Below are 17,118 nucleotides of genomic sequence, written 5' to 3' on the forward strand. Positions count from 1 at the left end.
GGACGGTTACGCCGGGTCGATCTCGCGCAGCAGACCGGTCTTCACGTCGAAGACGAAGCCGCGCACGTCGTCGGTGTGCAGCAGGAAGGGCGAGGTGCGCACGCGCTGCATCGACTGCCGGACGTCCTGGTCGACGTCCCGGAAGGCCTCCACGGCCCACGCCGGGCGCTGGCCCACCTCCATCTCCAGGTCGGTGCGGAAGTCCTCCGTGATCGCCTCCAGTCCGCATCCGGTGTGGTGGATGAGGACCACGCTGCGGGTGCCGAGCTTGCGCTGGCTGATGGTGAGCGAGCGGATCACGTCGTCGGTGACGACCCCGCCGGCGTTGCGGATGGTGTGGCAGTCGCCGAGCTCCAGGCCGAGGGCGGCGTGCAGGTCGAGACGGGCGTCCATGCAGGCCACCACGGCGACGTGCAGGACGGGCCGGGCGTCCATCCCGGGATCGGTGAATGCGGCGGCGTACTGCGCGTTCGCCTCGACGAGGCGGTCGGTCACCGTGCCGCCGTGTATGGCGCCTTCGGACTCGGTGGGTACGGATGCAGAAGTCGTCATGGCTATGACGTTACTGGTCACGGCCCCTCCGGTCCTGTCGTGAGAACGGAAAAAGAGCGTCATCACGTCCAGTGTGTGAGGTAACCCACAAGGGGGTCCGCGACGCGCAGGCCGGTTGATTGACCGCGAGACACCGTGGACTAAAGTGACGCGAAGCGGGAGGCGTGGTTCTCCCTGCTGGACTGCATTCCCCCAAAGACCCCGGCGAGCTTCCGGATCTCCCCACGTGCGCGGCGCGTACGTACGGCTCGGCCTCCTCCCGCTCCCGGCCGGCTGACGCTTCCGGCGCCGGCAGGCCTCCCCTTCACGAGCGGGCGGGGACCCGGTGGTGCGTACGTGTCGCGCCGGACCTGAGAGGGCCCCTTGAGTCAGAGTCGACACGTCCCGGTGATGCTCCAGCGGTGCCTGGACCTGTTGGCCCCCGCCCTCGAGCGGCCCGGAGCCGCGGTCGTCGACTGCACGCTCGGACTCGGTGGCCACAGCGAGGCCCTGCTGGCCAGGTTCCCGGAGGTCCGGCTCGTCGCCCTCGACCGCGACAAGGAGGCCCTGCGCCTGTCGGGCGAGCGGCTCGCGCCGTACGGCGAGCGCGCCACCCTGGTGCACGCGGTGTACGACGAGCTCCCCGAGGTGCTCCACAGGCTCGGCATCGCGCGCGTGCAGGGCGTTCTGTTCGACCTCGGCGTCTCCTCCATGCAGTTGGACGAGGCCGACCGCGGCTTCGCCTACGCCCAGGACGCGCCGCTCGACATGCGCATGGACCAGACGACCGGCATCAGCGCCGCCGAGGTCCTCAACACCTACCCGGCCGGCGAGCTGGTCAGGATCCTGCGCGCCTACGGCGAGGAGAAGCAGGCCAAGCGGATCGTGGCCGCCATCGTGCGCGGGCGCGAGAAGGAGCCCTTCAGCAACAGCGCCCGGCTCGTGGAACTGATCCGCGACGCGCTTCCCCAGGCCGCCAAGCGCACCGGCGGCAACCCGGCCAAGCGCACCTTCCAGGCCCTGCGGATCGAGGTCAACGGCGAACTCGCCGTCCTGGAGCGGGCCGTCCCGGCGGCCGTCAAGGCGCTCGACGTCGGCGGGCGGATAGCCGTCCTGTCCTACCACTCGCTCGAGGACCGGCTGGTCAAGCAGGTCTTCGCGGCCGGTGCCGCCTCCACCGCGCCGCCCGGGCTGCCGGTCGTCCCCGAGCGCTACCAGCCGCGGCTCAAGCTGCTCACGCGTGGTGCCGAACTTCCCACCGAGGAGGAGGTCGCCGAGAACCGGCGGGCGGCCCCGGCGCGGCTGCGGGGGGTCGAGCGCATCAGGGAGGACGTCGAGTGAGTGGGTGGGGGAACGGGACTCACTGGAGGGTGCGTGAGTAGCAGACCCGAGCTGAGGGGGAGGGCGGCCCGGCTCGCGCGGCTCATTCCGGCGGCGAGCCCCGGACAGGCGGCCCGCACCCCCTTCGTCCTCCTCGTCGTCCTTCTTCTCGGCGGCGGCCTCATCGGCCTCCTGGTGCTGAACTCGGCGCTGAGCGAGGGCTCGTTCAAACTGGACGACCTCCAGAAGGAGACGAAGAGCCTCACCGACGAGCAGCAGGCCCTGCAGCGGGACATCGACGCCTACTCCGCGCCCGACGCCCTCCAGCGCCGCGCCCGCGAGCTCGGCATGGTGCCCGGCGGCGACCCCGCCTTCCTCGGTTCCGACGGCACCGTCAAGGGCGTACCGTCACCGGCCCCGGCCGCCGCCCGGCAGGACCCCGCGTCCACGCCGCTGGTCCTCGCCCCGGAGGCGCTGACCACGCTCGTCTCCTCCTCGCCGACCGCATCCGCCCCGGCGCCCACGACCGCCGCGGCCACCCCCTCCACCCCTCAGCCCTCCACCACCACGACCCCCGGCAGGTGACGGAAGTGTCCGACAGGGAACCGCCGCGCCGCCGCGTGCCCGGCCCCGCCCGGCCCGCCCGCCCCGGCAACCAGCGGCGCCCCGGCCCCGGCGCCCGCCCGGCCCGCCGCCCCGCCCCGGCCCGGCCGGCGGCCCCCCGCCCGATCCGGCTCGGCAGCCCGCGCCCCCGCCTGCGCATGGTCGGCCTGGCCCTGACGCTGGTGATGATCGCCTTCGTCGTACGGCTGCTGCAGGTCCAGGCCGTCGACGCGAGCGCCTACGCCGCCAAGGCCGATCGCAACCGCTACGTCGGCTACGTCCTGGCCGCCGAACGCGGCGGGATCACCGACCGCACCGGCGTGGCCCTCGCGACCAGCGTGGACGCGTACGACATCACCGCCGACCCCACGATGTTCACCAGCAAACAGCTGAAGATCGACGACGGGCCCGAACAGGCGGCCGCGCTGCTGGCGCCGATCCTCGGCCGGGACCAGGCCGAGCTCACGGAGAAACTGCGCTCGAAGGGGCAGTACGTGATGCTCGCCCCGCGGCAGACCCCCCAGGTGTGGAAGCAGATCAAGGACCTGCGGACCGCGCTCGTCGCGAAGGGCAGGACCGACTCGTCGACCGTCAACGTCCTGGCGGGCGTCTTCGCTGTGGCCAGCAGCAAGCGCGTCTATCCGAACGGCGACCTGGCCGCCGGGATACTGGGCTGGGTCAACAGCGACGGCAAGGGCGGCGGCGGCATCGAGCAGCAGCTGAACAAGTTGCTGTCCGGCAAGGACGGCAAGATCCGCTACGCCCAGTCCGGTGGCCGTCAGGTCCCGACCGCCGGCTCCACCGAGACACCCGCCGTGCCCGGCTCCGACGTGGAGCTGACGATCGACCGCGACATCCAGTGGGCCGCCCAGAACGCCATCACCGAGCAGGTGAAGAAGTCCAAGGCGGACCGCGGTTACGTGATCGTCCAGGACACCCGCACCGGCGAGATCCTCGCCATGGCCAACTCACCCGGCTTCGACCCCAACGACCTCTCCCAGGCCAACTCGGCGGACCTGGGCAACGCGGCCCTCCAGGACGCCTACGAACCCGGCTCCACCGCCAAGGTCATGTCGATGGCCGCCGTCCTCGAGGAGAACGTCGCCACGCCGCTGACCCACGTCGTCGTACCGAACCGGCTGCACCGCGGCGACCGGCTCTTCAAGGACGACATCGACCACGAGACCTGGTACCTCACCCTCAACGGCGTGCTCGCCAAGTCCAGCAACATCGGCACCATCCTGGCGACCGGCCAGCTCGGCAAGACGCAGGCCCGGGCGAACCAGGTCCTCTACTCCTATCTGCGCAAGTTCGGCCTCGGCGGCTACACCGGGCTCGACTTCCCCGGCGAGACGAAGGGCATCCTCGCGGCGCCCGACGAGTGGTCCACCTCGCAGCAGTACACGATTCCTTTCGGCCAGGGCGTGTCCCTCAACGCGATGCAGGCGGCATCCGTCTACTCGACGATCGCCAACGGCGGCGTCCGTGTCGAACCGACCCTCGTGCGCGGCACCAAGGGCCCCGACGGCCGCTTCACCCCCGCCGCGAAGCCCAAGGAGACCAGGGTCATCAGCGCGAAGACGGCGAAGACCCTCGCCCAGATGCTGGAGTCGGTCGTGGACGACCGGGAAGGCACCGGCACCAAGGCACGCATCCCCGGCTACCGGGTCGCGGGCAAGACGGGCACGGCCAACCGCGTGGATCCGGCCACCGGCAAGTACAAGGGATACACCTCGTCGTTCGCCGGATTCGCCCCCGCGGACAACCCCCGTATCACCGTCTACTGCGCGATCCAGAACGCCACCAAGGGCAGCTACTTCGGCGGCCAGATCTGCGGTCCCATCTACAAACAGGTGATGGAGTTCGCGCTGAAGACCCTCCAGGTTCCGCCGACCGGGGCCAAGGCCGCCAACCTCCCGGTCACCTACACCCCCTGATCAGCGCAACCAGTCAGGAACGATCCGTGACCATGATCACTCCCGACCCCGGGAACCAGGCCCCGCCCACGCCCTCGCTTCGCTCACAGGCGGGTGAGCCCGGTACGCTCACCGCCGTGCCACACGCTGATCAGTCCCAAACCACCCAGAAGGGCGTTCCTGTGACATATCCGGGACCGCCCAGGCCGGTCCGGGTCTCCGCAACACCCCTCGCGGAGCTCGCCGATCAGCTGGGTGTCACCGCACCGGAGCGGACAGCCGACGTCACGGGCATCACCCATGACTCGCGCGCCGTGCGCCCCGGCGACCTGTACGCCGCCCTCCCGGGCGCCCGCCTGCACGGCGCCGACTTCGTCACCCAGGCCGCCGGCCTCGGCGCGGCCGCCGTGCTGACCGACCCCACGGGCGCCGAGCGGGCCGCCGCGACCGGTCTGCCGGTGCTGGTCGTCGAGGACCCACGGGGACGGATGGGCGAGCTTGCGGCCACGATCTACGGCCGGCCGGGCCACGACCTGCTCCAGATCGGCATCACCGGCACCTCCGGCAAGACCACCACCGCGTACCTCGTCGAAGGCGGTCTGAAGACCACCCGCAGCACCGGGCTGATCGGCACGGTCGAGATGCGCATCGGCGACGAGCGCATCAAGTCGGAGCGCACCACCCCCGAAGCCACCGACCTGCAGGCCCTGTTCGCCGTCATGCGCGAGCGTGGCGTCGAGGCGGTCGCCATGGAGGTCTCCAGCCACGCCCTGGTGCTCGGCCGCGTCGACGGCTGCGTCTTCGACATCGCCGTCTTCAACAACCTCAGCCCGGAACACATGGAGTTCCACTCCGGCATGGAGGACTACTTCCGGGCCAAGGCGAGCCTCTTCACACCGCAACGCAGCAAACTCGGCGTGGTCAACCTCGACGACGAGTACGGGCGCAGGCTCGTCGAGGAGGCCGGCGTCCCGGTCGTCACCTTCTCCGCCGAGGGCCATCCCGACGCCGACTGGCGTGCCGAGGACGTCGAAGTCGGCCCGATGGACTCGACGTTCACGGTCGTCGGCCCCCAGGGCGAGCGCATCGCCGCCAAATCCCCGCTGCCGGGTCCCTTCAACGTCGCCAACACCCTCGCCGCGATCGTCGCCCTGTCCGTGGCAGGCCTCGATCCGCAGGCCGCCGCCGACGGCGTCGCGGCAGTGCCCGGCGTACCGGGCCGCCTCGAGCGAGTGGACGCCGGGCAGCCGTACCTCGCGGTGGTCGACTACGCGCACAAGACCGACGCCGTCGAATCGGTCCTCAAGGCGCTGCGCAAGGTCACCAAGGGCCGGCTGCACGTCGTCCTCGGCTGCGGCGGCGACCGCGACCGGACCAAGCGGGCGCCCATGGGCGCCGCCGCGGCCCGCCTGGCCGACACGGCCGTACTGACCTCGGACAACCCCCGCTCCGAGGATCCCCTCGCGATCCTCGCAACCATGCTCGAGGGCGCGGCGTCCGTGCCAGTACACGAGCGCGGTGAGGTCCTCCTCTTCGAGGACCGGGCCGCCGCGATCGCAGCCGCGGTCGCCCGCGCACGGCCCGGGGACACCGTGCTGGTCGCGGGCAAGGGCCACGAACAGGGCCAGGACATCGCCGGGGTGGTCCGTCCCTTCGACGACCGCCAGGTACTTCGCGAAGCCGTCCAGAACACCCAGGGATGAAAATCCAGAAGACCCAGGGGATGAACTTGTGATCGCCCTCTCTCTCGCCGAGATCGCAGAAGTCGTCGGCGGGCAGACGCACGACATACCGGATCCGTCGGTGCGGGTCACCGGACCGGTCGTCCGGGACTCCCGCGAGGTGGTGCCCGGCAGCCTCTTCGTCGCCTTCGCCGGTGAACGTGTGGACGGCCACGACTTCGCGGCCGCGGTCGTCGAGGCGGGCGCGGCCGGTGTCCTGGCCTCCCGCCCCGTCGGCGTGCCCGCGATCGTCGTCGAGGACGTCCGGACGGCGCTCGGCGCCCTCGCGCGGCACGTCGTACGACGGCTCGGCGCCACCCTCGTCGCCCTGACCGGCTCCGCGGGCAAGACCAGCACCAAGGACCTCATCGCCCAGGTGCTGCAGCGCAAGGCGCCGACCGTGTGGACCCCCGGCTCGCTCAACAACGAGATCGGACTGCCGCTCACGGCCCTCAGCGCCACCGAGGAGACCAGGTTCCTCGTGCTGGAGATGGGCGCCCGCGGCATCGGCCACATCCGCTACCTCACCGAGCTGACGCCCCCGAGGATCGGCCTCGTCCTCAACGTGGGCACCGCCCACATCGGCGAGTTCGGCGGCCGCGAGCAGATCGCACAGGCGAAGGGTGAACTCGTGGAGGCCCTCCCCGAGGACGGGGCGGCGATCCTCAACGCCGACGATCCGCTGGTACGGGCCATGGCCTCCCGCACGAAGGCGAAGGTGATCCTTTTCGGAGAGTCCGGCGAAGCGGACGTACGCGCCGAGAACGTGAGACTCACGGACACGGGACAGCCCGCGTTCAGCCTTCACACACCCTCCGGGTGCAGTGACGTGACCATGCGCCTGTACGGTGAGCACCACGTGTCGAACGCGCTCGCCGCGGCCGCCGTCGCCCATGAGCTGGGCATGTCCGCGGAAGAGATCGCCACCGCGCTCTCCGAGGCGGGCTCCCTCTCCCGCTGGCGGATGGAGGTCACCGAGCGCCCGGACGGCGTGACGGTCGTCAACGACGCCTACAACGCGAACCCCGAGTCCATGCGAGCCGCCCTGCGCGCACTCGCGGCGATGGGCAAGGGGCGGCGGACCTGGGCGGTGCTCGGCAAGATGGCCGAGCTCGGGGACGAGGCGCTCGCCGAGCACGACGCGGTCGGACGGCTCGCCGTCCGGCTCAATGTCGGCAAGCTCGTCGCGGTCGGGGGCAGGGAAGCCGCCTGGCTGCAACTGGGCGCATATAACGAGGGTTCGTGGGGTGAGGAGTCGGTGCACGTGTCCGACGCACAGGCGGCGGTCGACCTGTTGCGCAGCGAGTTGCGCCCGGGGGACGTCGTACTCGTGAAGGCGTCCCGGTCGGTGGGTCTCGAAAGCGTTGCCCTGGCGCTGCTCGAGGCCGGTGCCGAGGGTGAGGTTGCCGCCCGATGATGAAGCAGATCCTGTTCTCAGGAGTCATTGGCCTGTTCCTGACCCTGGTCGGCACGCCGTTGCTGATCAAGCTCCTCGCCCGCAAGGGCTACGGCCAGTACATCCGTGACGACGGCCCGCGCGAGCACGCCAGCAAGCGCGGTACGCCGACGATGGGCGGTATCGCCTTCATCCTGGCGACCATCGCCGCGTACTTCCTGTCCAAGGTGATCACCGGATACGCCCCGACGTTCTCGGGTCTGCTGGTGCTCGGCCTGATGGCGGGCATGGGCATGGTCGGCTTCCTCGACGACTACATCAAGATCGTCAAGCGGCGCTCGCTCGGTCTGCGGGCCAAGGCGAAGATGGCCGGCCAGCTGATCGTCGGCATCGCGTTCGCCGTGCTCTCGCTGCAGTTCGAGGACGCCCGTGGCAACACCCCGGCCTCCACGAAGCTGTCGTTCATCACGGACTTCGGCTGGACGATCGGCCCGGTGCTGTTCGTCGTGTGGGCGCTGTTCATGATCCTCGCGATGTCGAACGGCGTGAACCTCACCGACGGTCTCGACGGCCTCGCCACCGGTGCGTCCGTCCTGGTCTTCGGCGCCTACACCTTCATCGGCGTGTGGCAGTTCCAGGAGTCCTGCGCCAACGCGACGACACTGACCAACCCCAACGCCTGTTACGAGGTGCGCGATCCGCTGGACCTCGCGGTCGTGGCCTCCGCCCTGATGGGCGCCTGCCTCGGCTTCCTGTGGTGGAACACCTCGCCGGCCAAGATCTTCATGGGTGACACCGGTTCGCTGGCCCTCGGCGGTGTGCTCGCCGGTCTCGCGATCTGCTCGCGCACCGAGCTGCTGATCGCCATCCTCGGCGGTCTGTTCGTCCTCATCACCATGTCGGTCGTCATCCAGGTCGGCTCCTTCCGCCTGACCGGCAGGCGCGTCTTCCGCATGGCGCCGCTCCAGCACCACTTCGAACTCAAGGGCTGGTCCGAAGTGCTCGTCGTGGTCCGGTTCTGGATCATTCAGGGCATCTGTGTGATTGTCGGACTGGGCCTCTTCTATGCAGGATGGGCAGCGGACAAGTGACCTCCTCGGTGTCTCCCGGGCGCTACGAATTCCAGGGCAAGCACGTCACCGTCGCCGGGCTCGGCGTCTCCGGCATCCCGGCGGCCAAGGTGCTGCACGGCCTCGGCGCGAAGGTCACCGTCGTCAACGACGGCGACGACGCACGCGCGCGTGAGCAGGCCGCCGGGCTGGAGGCGCTCGGCGTCACCGTGCGCCTCGGCGACGGAGCGTCCCTGCCCGAGGGCACCGATCTCGTCGTCACCGCGCCCGGCTGGAAGCCGGACAAGCCGCTGTTCGCCGCGGCGCACGAAGCCGGCGTCCCGGTCTGGGGCGACGTCGAGCTGGCCTGGCGGCTGAGGGGCCCCGACGCGGCGCCCTGGCTCGCGATCACCGGCACCAACGGCAAGACCACGACCACGCAGATGCTCGCCTCCATCCTGAAGGCGGCGGGCCTGCGCACGGCGGCCGTCGGCAACATCGGCGTCTCGCTCCTGGACGCGGTCCTCGGCGAGGAGCAGTACGACGTCCTGGCGGTGGAGCTCTCCAGCTACCAGCTGCACTGGGCGCCCTCCCTGCGCGCCCACTCCGCGGCCGTGCTGAACCTGGCCCCCGACCACCTCGACTGGCACGGCTCCATGGAGGCGTACGCCGCCGACAAGGGTCGTGCCTACGAGGGCAATCGCGTCGCCTGCGTCTACAACGTCGCCGACAAGGCCACCGAGGACCTGGTCCGCGAGGCCGACGTCGAGGAGGGCTGCCGGGCCGTCGGCTTCACCCTCGGCACGCCCGGGCCGTCCCAACTCGGCGTCGTGGACGGCATCCTGGTCGACCGCGCCTTCGTCGAGAACCGGCACAAGAACGCCCAGGAACTCGCCGAGGTCTCCGACGTCCGCCCGCCGGCCCCGCACAACATCGCCAACGCCCTCGCGGCTGCGGCCCTGGCCCGCGCCTTCGGGGTGCCCCCGCAGGCCGTACGGGACGGGCTGCGGGCCTTCACGCCGGACGCCCACCGCATCGCGCACGTGGCCGACGTGGACGGTGTGGCGTACGTCGACGACTCCAAGGCCACCAACACCCATGCGGCGGAGGCCTCGTTGGCGGCGTACGAGTCGATCGTGTGGATCGCGGGCGGGCTGGCGAAGGGCGCCACCTTCGACGAGCTCGTCGCCAAGTCGGCAAAGCGACTTCGCGGAGTGGTCCTCATCGGCGCGGACCGCGGTCTGATCCAGGAAGCCCTGACGCGACACGCCCCGGAAGTACCCGTCGTCGACCTCGACCGGACCGACACTGGGGCGATGCTCCAGGCAGTCCAGGAGGCGAAGCGGCTCGCGGCCGCGGGCGACACGGTGCTCCTCGCGCCGGCCTGCGCCTCCATGGACATGTTCGCCAACTACAACAAGCGCGGTGACGCGTTCGCGGAGGCGGTTCGCGCACTCGGCGCGGGCACCTGACGGTGGCGCTCGGCCACATCGGGTGCTTCGGGGACCCTTGGAGGGACGCGTGACTCGGATGTGGCCCGGGTTCGATCGGCAGGTGTCCGATGTCCAGTAGCCGTACGAGTCGCCCCCCGGTCCAGCGGGCCGGCAGACGGCCCGCGGCCCCCCGCCCGCCGCGCGACAATCCCGTACGACGTCTCTGCACGCGCGCGCGGAAGGCCTGGGACCGGCCGCTGACCGCGTACTACCTGATCCTCGGCGGCAGCCTGCTGATCACCGTGCTGGGTCTGGTCATGGTCTACTCGGCCTCCCAGATCACCGCGCTGCAGATGTCGCTGCCGGGGTCGTTCTTCTTCCGCAAGCAGTTCCTGGCCGCCGCCATCGGCGCCGGTCTGCTGCTGGTGGCCTCGCGGATGCCGGTGAAGCTGCACCGGGCACTGGCCTACCCGATCCTCGCCGGCGCCGTCTTTCTGATGGTCCTCGTGCAGGTGCCGGGGATAGGGATGGCGGTCAACGGCAATCAGAACTGGATCTCGCTCGGCGGCTCCTTCCAGATCCAGCCCAGCGAGTTCGGCAAGCTGGCGCTGGTGCTGTGGGGCGCCGACCTGCTCGCCCGCAAGCAGGACAAGAAGCTGCTGACCCAGTGGAAGCACATGCTGGTGCCGCTCGTGCCGGTCGCCTTCATGCTGCTCGGGCTGATCATGCTCGGCGGCGACATGGGTACGGCGATCATCCTGACGGCGATCCTGTTCGGCCTGCTGTGGCTGGTGGGGGCGCCGACCCGGCTGTTCGTCGGGGTTCTGTCGATCGCCGGCCTGATCGGTGTGATCCTCATCAAGACCAGCCCCAACCGCATGGCCCGGCTCGCCTGCATCGGCGCCACCGAACCCCGTGCCGGCGCCACCGACTGCTGGCAGGCCGTGCACGGCATCTACGCCCTCGCCTCCGGTGGAATCTTCGGCTCCGGGCTCGGTGCGAGTGTGGAGAAATGGGGCCAACTCCCCGAAGCGCACACCGACTTCATCTTCGCCGTCACCGGTGAGGAACTGGGCCTGGCGGGGACACTGTCGGTGCTCGCCCTGTTCGCGGCTCTAGGCTATGCGGGTATCCGCGTGGCCGGACGCACGGAGGACCCCTTCGTGAGGTATGCCGCGGGAGGTGTGACCACCTGGATCGTCGCGCAGGCGGTGATCAACATCGGTGCGGTGCTCGGCCTGCTGCCGATCGCCGGCGTCCCCCTCCCGCTGTTCTCCTACGGGGGATCCGCCCTGCTGCCGACCATGTTCGCGATCGGGCTGCTGATCGCCTTCGCACGCGACGATCCCGCTGCGCGGGCGGCGCTTGCGATGCGGCAACCCCGCTTTGGTAGAAAGCGGGGGGCGGGGGGCTCTGTGCAGGATCGGAGCCCCCGGAGATGGAACACGATGCGACGGCGTGCCTCGGCGGCGCGCTCGTCCGGAGAGCGGTGAATTTCGGTGCATGTCGTACTCGCCGGTGGGGGGACCGCCGGCCACATCGAGCCCGCGCTCGCCCTCGCGGACGCCCTGCGCAGGCAGGATCCGACCGTGGGTGTCACGGCCCTGGGCACGGAACGCGGCCTGGAGACCAAGCTCGTCCCCGAGCGGGGCTACGAGCTGGCACTGATCCCGGCCGTACCGCTGCCACGCAAGCCGACCCCCGAGCTGATCACCGTCCCGGGCCGGCTGCGCGGCACGATCAAGGCCGCCGAGCAGATCCTCGAGCGCACCAGGGCCGACGCCGTCGTCGGCTTCGGTGGCTACGTCGCACTGCCCGGCTATCTCGCCGCCAAGCGACTCGGCGTGCCCATCGTGGTTCACGAGGCCAACGCCCGCCCCGGCCTGGCCAACAAGATCGGCTCCCGGTACGCCGCCCAGGTAGCCGTCTCCAGCCCTGACAGCAAGCTGCGAGGCGCCCGTTACATCGGCATCCCGCTGCGCCGTTCCATCGCCACCCTCGACCGGGCAGCCGCACGCCCGGAGGCCCGCGCGATGTTCGGCCTCGACCCGAACCTGCCCACGCTGCTCGTCTCCGGCGGATCGCAGGGCGCCCGCCGCCTCAACGAGGTCGTCCAGCAGGTCGCGCCGTGGCTGCAGCAGGCCGGCATCCAGATCCTGCACGCGGTCGGCCCGAAGAACGAACTGCCGCAGGTCCAGCAGATGCCGGGAATGCCCCCCTATGTCCCGGTACCGTACGTGGACCGGATGGACCTCGCGTACGCCGCCGCCGACATGATGCTCTGCCGCGCGGGTGCGATGACCGTCGCCGAACTCTCCGCCGTCGGACTCCCGGCCGCCTACGTCCCGCTGCCCATCGGCAACGGCGAACAGCGGCTCAACGCCCAGCCGGTGGTGAAGGCCGGCGGCGGCCTCCTGGTCGACGACGCGGAACTGACCCCCGACTGGGTCCGGGAGAACGTCCTGCCCGTGCTCGCCGACCCGCACCGGCTGTACGAGATGTCCCGCGCCGCCGGAGAGTTCGGCCGGCGGGACGCCGACGACCTGCTCGTCGGCATGGTGTACGAGGCGATCGCCGCGCATCGTGCGCATCGATAGGCCGGTCTTCAGGACCGTATGAACGAAGGGCAGGAAGTGTGGCCGGACCGACCGTCGCCGAACGCGGTGAACGCCAGCAGGAGTCGTCCGGCCCGCCCCTCGCCCGGCGGTTGGGGCCGCGCAGACTTCGTATGATCATCATCCTCGCGGTCGTGCTCGTGCTCCTCGGCGCGGGTGGCGTCTGGGTGTTGTACGGCTCGCAGTGGCTGCGTCTGGAGCGAGTCTCCGTCTCGGGCACGAGCGTCCTGACGCCGGAACAGGTGCGCGAGGCCGCCGACGCACCGGTCGGGGCTCCGCTGATTTCCGTCGACACCGACGCGATCGAAGAGCGGCTCCGCCGGAAATTGCCCCGAATTGACGCGGTTGACGTGGTGCGCTCCTGGCCTCATGGAATCGGGCTGAAAGTGACCGAACGCGTTCCGGTTCTGATTGTCCAAAAGGGCGGAAACTTCGTGGAAGTGGACGACGAAGGTGTCCGTTTCGCTACGGTTTCCGGCGCTCCGAAAGGCGTCCCCGCCCTGGAATTGGCCGCCTCTTCCTCAAGCTCGGCCTCCGCGAGCCTGCGGCGTTTCGGCGAGGACCGGCTGGTGCGCGAGGCGGTCCGGGTCGCCGGTGACATTCCGGCCGCCGTGGCCCGCGTCACCAGGGTGGTCAAGGTGCGTTCCTATGACGACATCTCGCTGGAGTTGGGCAACGGCCGTACCGTCGCCTGGGGCAGCTCCGAGCAGGGCGCCGCGAAGGCCCGTACGCTCTCCGCACTCATGAAAGCCGCCCCCGATGCGCGGTACTTCGACGTCAGCGTTCCCACCGCCCCTGCGTCATCAGGGAGTTGACGCACATCTGCGCAGGCCAGCACCCTGGTTGGGCAGCGCTATGGCTGATCACATAGGGTGAAAAGAAAAACGGGAGGTTCGGCGTGTTCGTTGAACGTGCGCCACTTGTCGACTTAGTGTCCTGTTCAGAAGATTCCAGGGAACAGACACACTGGTAACCCTAAACTTCAACGTTAGGGTTCGGGTCGGCGTTCGGACCGTCCCATTCGGCATCAGTCGTCGGATCGCATGACCCGCGAGACGACGGCACGTAACTCGAGGCGAGAGGCCTTCGACGTGGCAGCACCGCAGAACTACCTCGCAGTCATCAAAGTCATCGGTGTCGGCGGCGGTGGTGTCAATGCCATCAACCGGATGATCGAGGTCGGTCTCAAGGGCGTCGAGTTCATCGCCATCAACACCGACGCGCAGGCGCTGTTGATGAGCGACGCCGACGTCAAGCTCGACGTCGGCCGCGAACTCACCCGCGGACTCGGCGCCGGAGCAAACCCGGCCGTCGGCCGCAAGGCCGCCGAGGATCACCGTGAGGAGATCGAGGAGGTCCTCAAGGGGGCCGACATGGTCTTCGTGACGGCCGGTGAAGGCGGCGGCACCGGCACCGGCGGCGCGCCCGTCGTGGCCAACATCGCTCGCTCCCTCGGTGCCCTCACCATCGGCGTGGTCACGCGCCCCTTCACCTTCGAGGGACGGCGCCGCGCGAACCAGGCCGAGGACGGCATCGCGGAGCTCCGCGAAGAGGTCGACACCCTCATCGTCATCCCGAACGACCGGCTGCTGTCCATCTCGGACCGCCAGGTCTCGGTTCTGGACGCCTTCAAGTCGGCGGACCAGGTCCTGCTCTCCGGCGTTCAGGGCATCACCGACCTCATCACCACGCCGGGCCTGATCAACCTGGACTTCGCCGACGTCAAGTCGGTCATGTCCGAGGCCGGTTCGGCCCTCATGGGCATCGGTTCGGCCCGCGGCGACGACCGCGCGGTGGCCGCGGCCGAGATGGCGATCTCCTCGCCGCTCCTGGAGGCGTCCATCGACGGCGCCCGGGGCGTGCTGCTGTCGATCTCCGGCGGCTCGGACCTCGGTCTGTTCGAGATCAACGAGGCCGCCCAGCTGGTGAGCGAGGCCGCCCACCCCGAGGCCAACATCATCTTCGGTGCGGTGATCGACGACGCCCTCGGCGACGAGGTCCGGGTCACCGTGATCGCGGCCGGCTTCGACGGGGGGCAGCCCCCGGCCCGCCGGGACAACGTCCTCGGTTCGTCCTCGGCCTCCGCGCGGCGCGACGAGCCGACTCCGGTACGGCAGTCCGAGAGCCGTCCGTCCTTCGGCTCGCTCGGCAGCGTCACGCCCAAGGAGGAGCCGGAGTCGGTTCCCGAGCCGGTGAACGACCTGCCGGCCGCCCCGCCGGTCCCGCCGTCGCGGGCCTACTCGGACAGCGCGGCCGAGGAGCTGGACGTGCCGGACTTCCTGAAGTGATAGGACAGCGCGACACCGTGAGCGGCGCGCACTTCGCCTTCACCGACCGGTGGGGCGGGGTGAGCGCCGTTCCGTACGAGGAGCTCAATCTCGGCGGGGCGGTCGGTGACGACTCCGGCGCGGTACGGACCAATCGGGAGCTGGCCGCCAAGTCGCTCGGCGTCGATCCCGCCCGGGTCGTCTGGATGAACCAGGTGCACGGGGCGGAAGTGGCGGTAGTGGACGGACCCTGGGGTGGGCGTCCGGTGCCGGAGGTCGATGCGATCGTCACGGTGCGGCGCGGCCTCGCCCTCGCCGTCCTCACCGCCGACTGCACGCCCGTCCTGCTCGCCGACCCGGTCGCCGGGATCGCCGCCGCGGCCCACGCCGGCCGGCCCGGAATGGTGGCCGGGGTCGTCCCCGCCGCCGTACGGGCCATGGTGGAACTCGGTGCCGAGCCGTCCCGGATCGTCGCCCGCACCGGACCCGCCGTCTGCGGCCGGTGCTACGAGGTGCCTGAGGCGATGCGCGCCGAAGTGGCCGCCGTCGAGCCGGCGGCGCACGCCGAGACGAGCTGGGGCACGCCGGCGGTCGACGTGGCCGCCGGAGTGCACGCGCAGCTCGAACGGCTCGGGGTGTGCGACCGGGAGCAGTCGCCGGTGTGCACTCTGGAATCGGGCGACCACTTCTCGTACCGCCGCGATCGCACCACCGGGCGACTCGCGGGATATGTCTGGCTGGACTGATGGGCATGACGGACCGCAAGGACGAACTCGCCGCGAACCTGGCGAAGGTGGAGCGACGCATCGCCGCCGCCTGCGCCGCCGCAGGGCGCGGGCGCGAAGAGGTGACCCTGATCGTGGTCACCAAGACCTATCCGGCGGGGGACGTGAGGATCCTGTCCGAACTCGGTGTGCGCCACGTCGCCGAGAACCGCGACCAGGACGCGGCGCCCAAGGCCGCCGCGTGCTCGGATCTGCCCCTCACTTGGCACTTTGTTGGTCAATTGCAGACCAACAAAGTGCGATCTGTAGTCGGTTATGCGGATCTCGTGCAGTCCGTCGATCGTTCCAAGCTGGTGACGGCCCTGTCGAAGGAGGCCGAGCGGGCCGGGCGTGAGGTGGGCTGCCTCATTCAGGTCGCGCTCGACGCGGGAGCGAGCGGGAGAGGGGAGCGCGGTGGCGTGGCACCCGGCGGAATCGAAGAGTTGGCCGGGCTTGTCGCGGAGGCTCCGGGTCTGCGGCTCGACGGGCTGATGACCGTCGCCCCGCTCACCGGGGAGTATGCGGGGCGTCAACAGGCGGCGTTCGAGCGGTTGATGGATTTGTCGACTGACCTGCGCCGAGCCCATCCGGCTGCGAACATGGTCTCGGCAGGGATGAGTGCGGATCTCGAACAGGCCGTTGCGGCCGGAGCGACACATGTGCGCGTCGGCACTGCGGTACTCGGAGTCCGCCCCAGGCTCGGGTAACGTCGCCAAGAAGTCGGACCACAGCAGAAAATATGGTCATTACCGTCGAAAGGCGGACATAAGGACCACGTGGATCGCGGGACCTGGTAATCGTCAGCCGATCCACCACAGAGCGGAGGACTCAGAGCATGGCCGGCGCGATGCGCAAGATGGCGGTCTACCTCGGCCTCGTGGAGGACGATGGGTACGACGGCCGGGGATTCGACCCCGACGACGACTTCGAACCCGAACTGGACCCGGAGCCCGAGCGGGATCACCGGCGGCACGAGCCGTCGCACCAGTCGCACAGTGCACATCAGTCCCAACGGGACGAAGAGGTGCGAATCGTGCAACCGCCCTCGCCGCGCGAGCCGGTGGCCCGTTCTGCTTCGCTACCCGCGGAATCCGGACGTCCGGCGCGCATCGCGCCCGTGGCGTCCATCACACAAGAACGCGCAAGTCTGGAGAAGAACGCACCGGTGATCATGCCCAAGGTCGTGTCGGAACGAGAGCCTTACCGGATCACCACGCTTCACCCGCGGACCTACAACGAGGCCCGTACCATCGGGGAACACTTCCGTGAGGGCACCCCGGTGATCATGAATCTGACTGAGATGGATGACACAGACGCGAAGCGACTTGTCGACTTTGCGGCAGGTTTGGTGTTTGGTCTTCACGGCAGCATCGAGCGGGTGACGCAGAAGGTGTTCCTGTTGTCGCCTGCTAACGTCGATGTCACGGCGGAGGACAAGGCCCGCATCGCAGAGGGCGGGTTCTTCAACCAGAGCTGAGACGCACGACCGGAAAACAGCAGTAA

Annotated in this window: 15 protein-coding genes; 14 read left to right on the top strand and 1 reads right to left on the bottom strand. The window is 70.0% G+C overall.

The genetic code is table 11. The features are described from left to right. Window positions 1-6 precede the first annotated feature (6 nt). Window positions 7-552 carry a beta-class carbonic anhydrase gene (locus ABZO29_RS32905; RefSeq protein WP_367323817.1) on the bottom strand — a complete coding sequence of 182 codons (546 nt, stop codon included), beginning with the start codon at window positions 550-552 and terminating at the stop codon, window positions 7-9. Between the two features lie 363 nt (window positions 553-915). Here ABZO29_RS32905 and rsmH point away from each other — a divergent pair, with 363 nt between their 5' ends. The 14 genes from rsmH to ABZO29_RS32975 all read left to right on the top strand — a co-directional run bounded on the left by rsmH (window position 916) and on the right by ABZO29_RS32975 (window position 17,092). Further along, on the top strand, window positions 916-1,872 hold the full coding sequence (gene rsmH, locus ABZO29_RS32910; protein WP_367323818.1) for a 16S rRNA (cytosine(1402)-N(4))-methyltransferase RsmH: 957 nt from the start codon (window positions 916-918) through the stop codon (window positions 1,870-1,872). A gap of 33 nt (window positions 1,873-1,905) precedes the next feature. Then, the gene (locus tag ABZO29_RS32915; RefSeq protein WP_367323819.1) at window positions 1,906-2,436 is read left to right on the top strand and encodes a septum formation initiator family protein; all 531 of its coding nucleotides are present in this window, start codon (window positions 1,906-1,908) and stop codon (window positions 2,434-2,436) included. A 5-nt stretch (window positions 2,437-2,441) separates the two neighbouring features. Then, a complete protein-coding gene (locus ABZO29_RS32920) occupies window positions 2,442-4,391 on the top strand; it encodes a peptidoglycan D,D-transpeptidase FtsI family protein (protein WP_367323820.1) in 1,950 nt (649 codons plus the stop codon). Between the two features lie 26 nt (window positions 4,392-4,417). Then, a complete protein-coding gene (locus tag ABZO29_RS32925; RefSeq protein ID WP_367323821.1) occupies window positions 4,418-6,073 on the top strand; it encodes a UDP-N-acetylmuramoyl-L-alanyl-D-glutamate--2,6-diaminopimelate ligase in 1,656 nt (551 codons plus the stop codon). A 28-nt stretch (window positions 6,074-6,101) separates the two neighbouring features. Continuing rightward, a complete protein-coding gene (gene murF, locus ABZO29_RS32930; protein WP_367323822.1) occupies window positions 6,102-7,508 on the top strand; it encodes a UDP-N-acetylmuramoyl-tripeptide--D-alanyl-D-alanine ligase in 1,407 nt (468 codons plus the stop codon). Next, complete coding sequence (mraY, locus tag ABZO29_RS32935) at window positions 7,508-8,578, top strand: phospho-N-acetylmuramoyl-pentapeptide-transferase (RefSeq protein ID WP_367326312.1); 1,071 nt, start codon at window positions 7,508-7,510, stop codon at window positions 8,576-8,578. The genes murF and mraY overlap by 1 nt, the downstream gene beginning before the upstream one ends. After that, window positions 8,560-10,008 carry a UDP-N-acetylmuramoyl-L-alanine--D-glutamate ligase gene (gene murD, locus ABZO29_RS32940; protein WP_367323823.1) on the top strand — a complete coding sequence of 483 codons (1,449 nt, stop codon included), beginning with the start codon at window positions 8,560-8,562 and terminating at the stop codon, window positions 10,006-10,008. The genes mraY and murD overlap by 19 nt, the downstream gene beginning before the upstream one ends. An 89-nt stretch (window positions 10,009-10,097) precedes the next feature. Further along, window positions 10,098-11,462, top strand: a complete 1,365-nt coding sequence (ftsW, locus tag ABZO29_RS32945) for a putative lipid II flippase FtsW (RefSeq protein ID WP_367323824.1) — start codon at window positions 10,098-10,100, stop codon at window positions 11,460-11,462. A gap of 6 nt (window positions 11,463-11,468) precedes the next feature. After that, window positions 11,469-12,566, top strand: coding sequence for an undecaprenyldiphospho-muramoylpentapeptide beta-N-acetylglucosaminyltransferase (gene murG, locus ABZO29_RS32950; RefSeq protein ID WP_367323825.1), 1,098 nt, complete (start codon window positions 11,469-11,471; stop codon window positions 12,564-12,566). Window positions 12,567-12,604: 38 nt separating this feature from the next. Next, window positions 12,605-13,399, top strand: coding sequence for a cell division protein FtsQ/DivIB (locus ABZO29_RS32955; protein ID WP_367323826.1), 795 nt, complete (start codon window positions 12,605-12,607; stop codon window positions 13,397-13,399). A 276-nt stretch (window positions 13,400-13,675) separates the two neighbouring features. Beyond that, a complete protein-coding gene (gene ftsZ, locus ABZO29_RS32960; protein WP_367323827.1) occupies window positions 13,676-14,872 on the top strand; it encodes a cell division protein FtsZ in 1,197 nt (398 codons plus the stop codon). Further along, a complete protein-coding gene (gene pgeF / locus ABZO29_RS32965) occupies window positions 14,869-15,597 on the top strand; it encodes a peptidoglycan editing factor PgeF (RefSeq protein ID WP_367323828.1) in 729 nt (242 codons plus the stop codon). Before ftsZ ends, pgeF begins: the two co-directional genes overlap by 4 nt. Before the next feature lie 5 nt (window positions 15,598-15,602). Next, window positions 15,603-16,322 (top strand): YggS family pyridoxal phosphate-dependent enzyme, encoded by a 720-nt coding sequence (locus ABZO29_RS32970; protein WP_367323829.1) that lies wholly within the window; start codon window positions 15,603-15,605, stop codon window positions 16,320-16,322. A gap of 128 nt (window positions 16,323-16,450) precedes the next feature. Continuing rightward, on the top strand, window positions 16,451-17,092 hold the full coding sequence (locus ABZO29_RS32975) for a cell division protein SepF (protein ID WP_367323830.1): 642 nt from the start codon (window positions 16,451-16,453) through the stop codon (window positions 17,090-17,092). Window positions 17,093-17,118: the final 26 nt, after the last annotated feature.

Source organism: Streptomyces sp. HUAS ZL42 (assembly GCF_040782645.1).
GTDB lineage: Bacteria > Actinomycetota > Actinomycetes > Streptomycetales > Streptomycetaceae > Streptomyces.